7 protein-coding genes are annotated in these 5,050 nt (G+C 35.7%); 5 read left to right on the top strand and 2 right to left on the bottom strand.

The window, feature by feature from the left end; genetic code table 11:
- The first annotated feature begins 15 nt into the window (after positions 1 to 15).
- Complete coding sequence (locus tag AOG54_RS00945; protein ID WP_055032275.1) at positions 16 to 1,200, top strand: NADP-dependent isocitrate dehydrogenase; 1,185 nt, start codon at positions 16 to 18, stop codon at positions 1,198 to 1,200.
- Here AOG54_RS00945 and AOG54_RS00940 read toward each other — a convergent pair.
- A complete protein-coding gene (locus AOG54_RS00940; protein ID WP_055032274.1) occupies positions 1,197 to 2,036 on the bottom strand; it encodes an aldo/keto reductase in 840 nt (279 codons plus the stop codon). The two genes, AOG54_RS00945 and AOG54_RS00940, sit on opposite strands and share 4 nt — an antisense overlap.
- Before the next feature lie 97 nt (positions 2,037 to 2,133).
- Here AOG54_RS00940 and sucC point away from each other — a divergent pair, with 97 nt between their 5' ends.
- The 4 genes from sucC to AOG54_RS09470 all read left to right on the top strand — a co-directional run bounded on the left by sucC (position 2,134) and on the right by AOG54_RS09470 (position 4,805).
- On the top strand, positions 2,134 to 3,240 hold the full coding sequence (sucC, locus tag AOG54_RS00935) for an ADP-forming succinate--CoA ligase subunit beta (RefSeq protein WP_054964369.1): 1,107 nt from the start codon (positions 2,134 to 2,136) through the stop codon (positions 3,238 to 3,240).
- 1 nt (position 3,241) lies between these two features.
- Positions 3,242 to 4,093 (top strand): succinate--CoA ligase subunit alpha, encoded by an 852-nt coding sequence (gene sucD / locus AOG54_RS00930; protein WP_084795442.1) that lies wholly within the window; start codon positions 3,242 to 3,244, stop codon positions 4,091 to 4,093.
- 60 nt (positions 4,094 to 4,153) lie between these two features.
- Positions 4,154 to 4,477, top strand: a complete 324-nt coding sequence (locus AOG54_RS00925) for a DsrE family protein (RefSeq protein ID WP_048101273.1) — start codon at positions 4,154 to 4,156, stop codon at positions 4,475 to 4,477.
- A gap of 160 nt (positions 4,478 to 4,637) precedes the next feature.
- A complete protein-coding gene (locus AOG54_RS09470) occupies positions 4,638 to 4,805 on the top strand; it encodes a DUF167 domain-containing protein (RefSeq protein WP_162200841.1) in 168 nt (55 codons plus the stop codon).
- Positions 4,806 to 4,831: 26 nt separating this feature from the next.
- Here AOG54_RS09470 and AOG54_RS00920 read toward each other — a convergent pair.
- On the bottom strand, positions 4,832 to 5,050 hold a 219-nt coding region (locus tag AOG54_RS00920), incomplete at its 5' end, for a transposase (protein ID WP_236692417.1).

Here is a 5,050-nt window from a genome sequence, read left to right as displayed (position 1 = left end):
AAGGGACGTACAGGCATTAAAAAACTCCAGAATACTTTTAATGCTAATAGATGGCGGGTTCCAGACAATCCAGTTATACTTTATACGGATGGTGATGGCATTGGCCCTGAAATCATGGATGCAACCAGAAAGGTCGTTGATGCTGCGGTTAAGAAGGCTTACAAAAATAAAAAAATAGCATGGAGGGAGGTCCTGGTGGGCGATAAGGCCCTGAATCTAAAGGGCGATAGGTTTCCTGAGGAATCCATAAAGGATATAATGGAATACAGGATATTACTGAAGGCCCCACTTGGAACCCCTGTGGGCACAGGTTTCAAGTCCATAAATGTAAGAATACGGCAGATGCTAGATTTATATTCAAACATAAGGCCGGTAAAGTATGTGAATGGCCTTCAGAGTCCGCTTGAGCACCCAGAAAATGTTAATTTAACAATTTTCAGGGAGAATACAGATGACCTGTACATGGGTTATGAGTGGAAATATGATAGCAGGGAGGCACAGGAAATAAAGGCATTTTTTAAGGAAAAATTGGGCATAGATCTTGGTGATGATACTGGCATAGGGCTGAAGCCAATGAATAAATATAAAACACAGAGAATAACAAGGGCGGCAATTAAATTTGCAATATCAGAAAATAAGAAAAAGGTCACAATTATGCACAAGGGCAATGTAATGAAGTATACAGAAGGTGCATTTAGGGAATGGGCATATGAAACTGCATTAAATGAATTTTCTGATTATGTTTCACAGGATGGCAGTAAAAAAATACTTATAAATGACATAATAGCAGATAATATGTTCCAGCAAATTATAACAAGACCCGGGGAATATGATGTTATTCTTGCTCCAAATATTGATGGTGACTATATATCTGATGCCGCCGGGGCACTTATTGGAAATATAGGCACACTGGGGGGCGCCAATGTTGGTGACGATGGTGCCATGTTCGAGGCAGTGCATGGAACAGCCCCAAAGTATGCAGGTAAAAATATAGCAGACCCACTTGGGCTCATAAGGGGTGCCCAGCTTATGCTGAAATATATGGGCTGGACAGAGGCAGAGGATATAATTGAAAGGGCTGTAAACAAGGCAATAGAGGAAAAAACTGTAACTGCAGACCTTGCAAAATTCTTTAATGTGAATCCACTTGGAACAGCAGAATATGGTCAGAGGCTTGTTGAAAACATAAATTCATTTTAAAAATTATTTTGTATATATTTTATTAATTCATCATTCAATTTTATATCAGCATATTTTATATTCTGCATTACATGTTCAGGATTTGATGCACGCGGAATTGGAAAAACATTATCACTTATGCTTGTAAGGTACGAAAGGGCTATGCTTGTACTGGGCACATCCCCAATTTTTGACCTTATATAATTAAATTTTTCCTCAAGATTCTTATTCCTTGCTGTTTTACCATGGGCTATGGGAAAATATGCCATTAATGCAATATTATTCTTCTTTAAATAATCTAAAATATTATTCTCAACGTTTCTGTGCAGTATATTATAATTAAGCTGCACGGCGCATAAATTATATTTTTTAAGATTTTCCACAGTGTATTTAATAAGCTTAAAACTAAAATTGCTTACACCTATATTTCTTATTAATCCAGCCTCTGTTAATTCCTCCATTTTTTTTAATGTTTTCTTAAGATCAATCGCATAGTTTGGAAAATGTATTATGTATAAATCCACATAATCCATATTTAAATTTTTTAGGCTTCTTTTCAGTGCCCTTTCAAGGGATTTTGGTGATAAATGTGTTGGAAGCACCTTTGTTGATATAAATATTTCATCACGCTTGAAATTTTTTACCGCCTCGGATACAATACCCTCTGTATGATAAAATTCAGCAGTGTCTATTAAATTAATTCCATTTTCCAGACCAGTTTTAATGGCATTAATCTTTGTTTTCTTATTTGAATATATCCCGGCATATGTTTTAAAGATCCACCGCATATCATAATATGTTCCCATTCCTATTGCCGATGCTTTAAAGCCTGATGTGCCAAAGTCTCTGTAAATCATGTAATAAAATGCATTATATCCTTAAAAATATTTTTAACCATACTTTTAGCCTGAAAAATAATATTAAATATGGTCTAATCATTTAATTTCGATATATATGAATCTCTATGAATACATGGGGAAGGAAATTTTTAAAAAATATGGAATACCAGTTCCAGATGGCTATGTTGTTTCTGATATTAATGAGATCAGGCCCTATCAATATCCAGTGGCCGTAAAATCCCAGATACTTTCAGGAAAGCGTGGCAAATCAGGTGGTATAAAATTTGCCAAATCACAGGAGGATCTAAAAGAGGCTGCAAAAACCCTGCTGGGAACAACTATAAACGGTTTAAAGGTAAATAAACTATTAATAGAGAGAATGATAAATATTAAAAAAGAGTTATATTTAAGCATAACCCTTGATAGATCATCAAAGGGGCCACTTTTAATGGCATCTCCTGATGGCGGGATGGATATAGAGAGTGTACCAGACAGCAGAATAATAAAAATAAAGATAGACCCATTAATGGGATATTCTGATTATATATCACGGGAGGTTTCTGAATTTCTGGGTCTTTCCGGCAGTTTGAAGTCGCAGCTTGGTACTTTAATAGGATTACTTTATAATGCATTTAAAAAGGAGGATTCTCTACTGATGGAGATAAATCCTCTTATAATCGATTCATCAGATAATATTATTGCCGGTGATTCCAAGGTAATTATAGATGATAGTTCCCTATACAGGCATAAGCAGTATATTTTCCCTGATCCTGAGAAGACAGAGCTCGAAAATGAATCAGCATCAAAAAGCTTTACATTCATTGAAATGGATGGTGACATCGGTGTAATAGCCAATGGTGCGGGGCTTACAATGGCGACGCTGGATGCCCTGACGCTTCACAAACTCAGGCCAAGAAATTTCCTTGACCTGGGTGGAACTGACAGTACTGATATAGTTGAGGATGCATTCTCATTTGTTTTGAGGGCAGATCCAAAAATATTTTTTGTGAATATATTTGGCGGTGTTACCAAGGCTGATACGGTGGCCAATGGCATAGTTGCAGCAAAGAATAAATTCAATATAAAACAGAAAATTGTTGTTAGGCTTAGTGGTGTTCATGAGGATGAGGGCAGGAGGATTCTTATGGACAATGGCATAGATGCCTATTCAAATATGAATGATGCAATCAATGAGCTTGTGAAATTAAATGGGGGTAATTAAAATGGTGCTTATAACAAAAAATACAAGGGTAATAGTTCAGGGAATGACCGGTCACCAGGGTGCATTTCATTCAGGTGAAATGATAAAATTTGGGACAAATGTTGTTGCAGGAGTTTCTCCGGGAAAATCTGGCGGCACTGTCAATGGCATAAAAATATATGAAACTGTTATGGACACACTTGAACTTATGCCTGAAGCCTCAATGCTGGCAGTGCCGGCTCCTTTTGTCAGGGATGCCGCCTTTGAGGCAATTGATAATGGACTAAAGCTTATATACATACTGGCAGAACACGTTCCTGTACATGACACCATGGAAATTGTTGCAGAGGCAAACAGAAAGGGTGTAACAGTTATAGGCCCCAACAGCCCCGGAATTACGGTTCCTGGTGAGGCAAAAATAGGGATCATGCCCAACCATATATTTAGAAAAGGAGACGTTGCAATTGCATCAAGAAGTGGAACATTAACATATGAAATTGTTAAGGCTGTTACTGATGCTGGATTTGGTGAGAGTACAGTAATAGGACTGGGAGGAGACCCTATTGTTGGCCTTACCTTCCTTGATGTAATAAAAATGTATAACGAGGATAAAAACACCAAAAGGATTGTGCTTGTTGGTGAGATTGGTGGAAGTGAGGAGGAAAGGGCTGCCAGATATGTAAAGGAAAATGTCAAAAAGCCTGTTGTTGGTTACATAACCGGAAGGAGTGCACCACCAGGAAAAAGAATGGGACATGCAGGTGCAATAATTGAACGTGGGACAGGCACTGCAGAATCAAAAATAAAAGCTTTTATGGATGCTGGAATTAATGTTGCAGATTATCCGGATGATATACCCAAGCTTTTAAAATAATTTTTATAAACATTTTCAAAAAAAATATACCTTTAATTACATTATAAAAATTAGTATGATATGAAAATATTATTTCAAATATCTGAAAGTGAGAAAATACCTTTGTCATATCTGGCAATATCCAATATGGCAAAAATGAATGATGTTGAAGACATTGTTGCAGTTTATTCAGAAACTGGTATATTTGGCGTTCTTAAATCCGAATCTGAAAATATAAACAATTTGCTTGGCAATCATAAAATAAATGTATACGCATGCGGTGTTGCAATGAAATCAAACAACCTTTCAGATGCTGATCTGGCACCCGGTGTTAAAATCGCTCCTGTTAGCTTTTATGAAATTGCAAAAAGGCAAAAGGATGGCTATATCTACCTAAGGCTTTAAAATTTTAATTTTTACTTCCAGCCTGAAAGTATCCTGCCCCAGTTCTGGTATAATATCTTTATTTAAACCATGATTTTATTAATAAAAATTTTTTATACTTAATAATATTATAACATTAAATTGATAATAAATATACATGTGTACAGGGGAACAAAAAAATATGCGAATAAAAGAAAATGGTCTTGATGTATACACTGACGAACCAATGGAAAATAACCGGGCAAATGCAGATATTATAAAACAGCTATCCAAATTTTATAATGTTAATTCAAAGGATATAAAGATAATTTCTGTTCTTAAATCTGATAATGTAATACTTTTACTGTAAATTCAAATGACCCTTTACCATTATACTTAATCAACCAGCCTTATCAGTGAATCACCATTGGGAAATGCACCTATCTTTCTTGTTCTTCTCTTTAATTCCCTGTTAAATCTCTCTGTTGCATTGTTTGTATGCAGTTTTCTCTGATGTTCTTTTGGAAATGATATGTATGAATATAAAGAATCATACCACTTATAGAACATATCTATTGATTTATTTAACTTCATTTCCTCCATCCTATCCATGGC

Source organism: Acidiplasma aeolicum (assembly GCF_001402945.1).
Taxonomy (GTDB): domain Archaea; phylum Thermoplasmatota; class Thermoplasmata; order Thermoplasmatales; family Thermoplasmataceae; genus Acidiplasma; species Acidiplasma aeolicum.
Note: the sequence above shows the minus strand (reverse complement) of the source record. Positions and strands in the feature narration are given on the sequence as shown.